Annotated in this window: 2 protein-coding genes and 1 pseudogene; 2 read left to right on the forward strand and 1 reads right to left on the reverse strand. The window is 64.7% G+C overall.

Annotated features, from left to right (window positions below):
* Positions 1–158: pseudogene (locus EN742_RS39835) on the forward strand (pyridoxamine 5'-phosphate oxidase family protein); the annotation flags it as partial.
* A 133-nt stretch (positions 159–291) separates the two neighbouring features.
* On the opposite strand, the gene EN742_RS34415 reads toward EN742_RS39835, so the two are convergent.
* The gene (locus tag EN742_RS34415; RefSeq protein ID WP_128333842.1) at positions 292–744 is read right to left on the reverse strand and encodes a MarR family transcriptional regulator; all 453 of its coding nucleotides are present in this window, start codon (positions 742–744) and stop codon (positions 292–294) included.
* A gap of 47 nt (positions 745–791) precedes the next feature.
* Between EN742_RS34415 and EN742_RS34420 the strand changes: the two genes are divergently transcribed.
* Positions 792–1611: alpha/beta fold hydrolase (locus tag EN742_RS34420; RefSeq protein ID WP_128333843.1), on the forward strand; the 820-nt coding region annotated here is incomplete at its 3' end.

Genomic DNA, 1611 nt, shown 5'->3' on the forward strand with positions numbered 1-1611 from the left:
CCGTCGTCCGGTCGGAGCTGTGGAACCCGGCGAAGCATGTCGATCCGAAAGCGCTGCCGACGCCCGGCCAAATACTGGAAATCACCAGCCGGAAAAACATCGACGGCGAAACCTACGACAGGGAATGGCCCGAGCGGGCAAAGAAGACGATGTGGTAGATTCAGGTGAGGCTGGCCTGCAAATGGCGGCCTCCTGCGCTTCCGGTGCTCACGCACGTTAAGTACGCTCGCTCCGCTTATCGGAGGCCATCATTTTCGGCGCATCCTGACCTGCATCTCGGTGCGCCGGCGCTTACGCTTCCTTCAGCACATCGGCGATCTTGCGCATCTGCTCACCGATCATGTCGCACTGCTCCGCAGTCGACTGGCTCATCGCCTGCTCGATCAGCGCCATGTGAACCTTTAGCGCCTGCATCAGCAGGGCTTCGCCTTCCACGGTCAGGCTTAGCCTGAGCACGCGCTTGTCCTTCTCGTCGCCCTCGCGGCGCAGCAGGCCGCGGGTCTCCAGCTGCGGCAAGAGCATGGTGATGTTGGAGCGCCCGACCAAGAGCTTGCGGGCAAGGTCATGCTGCGACATGCCGGGATGGCGGTAGAGGTTCATCAGCACGTCGAGCTGTGCCGGCTTGAGATCCAACGGCGCCAGTTTCACCGCCAGCGTGCGCTCCACCACATGGCAGGCGCGCGCCACCGCGACCCAGTTGCGAAAGCGCGGGTTGTCCCAGGGCAGGTCTTGTTTAATGTTCATGTTTGAACTATTATGTTCATGCTTGAACGAATGGATGGATCGACACTATGGCATCATTTGGTCTGAAGGTCATCCGGGGCGTGTTCGGCGCGGCCGAGCATGTGGCGCCTCGCCTCAGCGGTCGCGCCGCGTTCGAACTGTTCTGCCGCACGCCGAACGTCAAGGCGCTGAGCGACGGCGAGCGCCGCGCTGTCGAGCGGGCCGCGGCCTTCATGGCCGAGGCGCGGCATCATCGGCTGAAGACGAAGAAGGGCTGTGTCATGGTGCATGAATTCCGGCCCGAGCCGGGCAGGGCGCCGGCCGGCACCGTGCTCGTCATCCATGGCTGGCGTTCGCGCACCGAATATATGCGCGCGCTGATCGAAGGATATCGCGGCGCCGGCTACAAGGTTGTCTCGCTCGACCTTCCGGGCCACGGCCAATCGCAGGGCCGCCGTCTGAACATGGTCAACGCGGTCGAGGCGGCAAGGGTCGCCGGCGAATGGTTCGGTCCGTTCAAGGTTATCGTCGGCCATTCCTTCGGCGGCGCCGTCGCCGCCAACGCCGTCGCCGGTTCGGTCAGGGGCATCCAGCCTATCGCGGCCGAAGGCTTGGTGCTGATCGCGGCGCCGAGCTCACTGCCGGCGATCTTCGCCGACTTCAGCAGCATGCTCAATGTCGGCCCGCGCTCGCAGGTCGCCATGGCCGATCGCGTCGAAAAACTCTCCGGCCGACCGCTCGGCGAATTCACCGGCGACCGCCAGCTCGCGGAAGCGCTGGTGCCGACGCTGGTCATCCATGCGCCCGACGACCGCGAAGTCTCTGCCGACCATGCCACGCGCTATGCCGGCGCCGGCGATCATGTCAGCCTGCATTGGGTCGACGGGC

It is taken from the genome of Mesorhizobium sp. M4A.F.Ca.ET.020.02.1.1 (genome assembly GCF_004022645.1).
Lineage (GTDB): Bacteria > Pseudomonadota > Alphaproteobacteria > Rhizobiales > Rhizobiaceae > Mesorhizobium.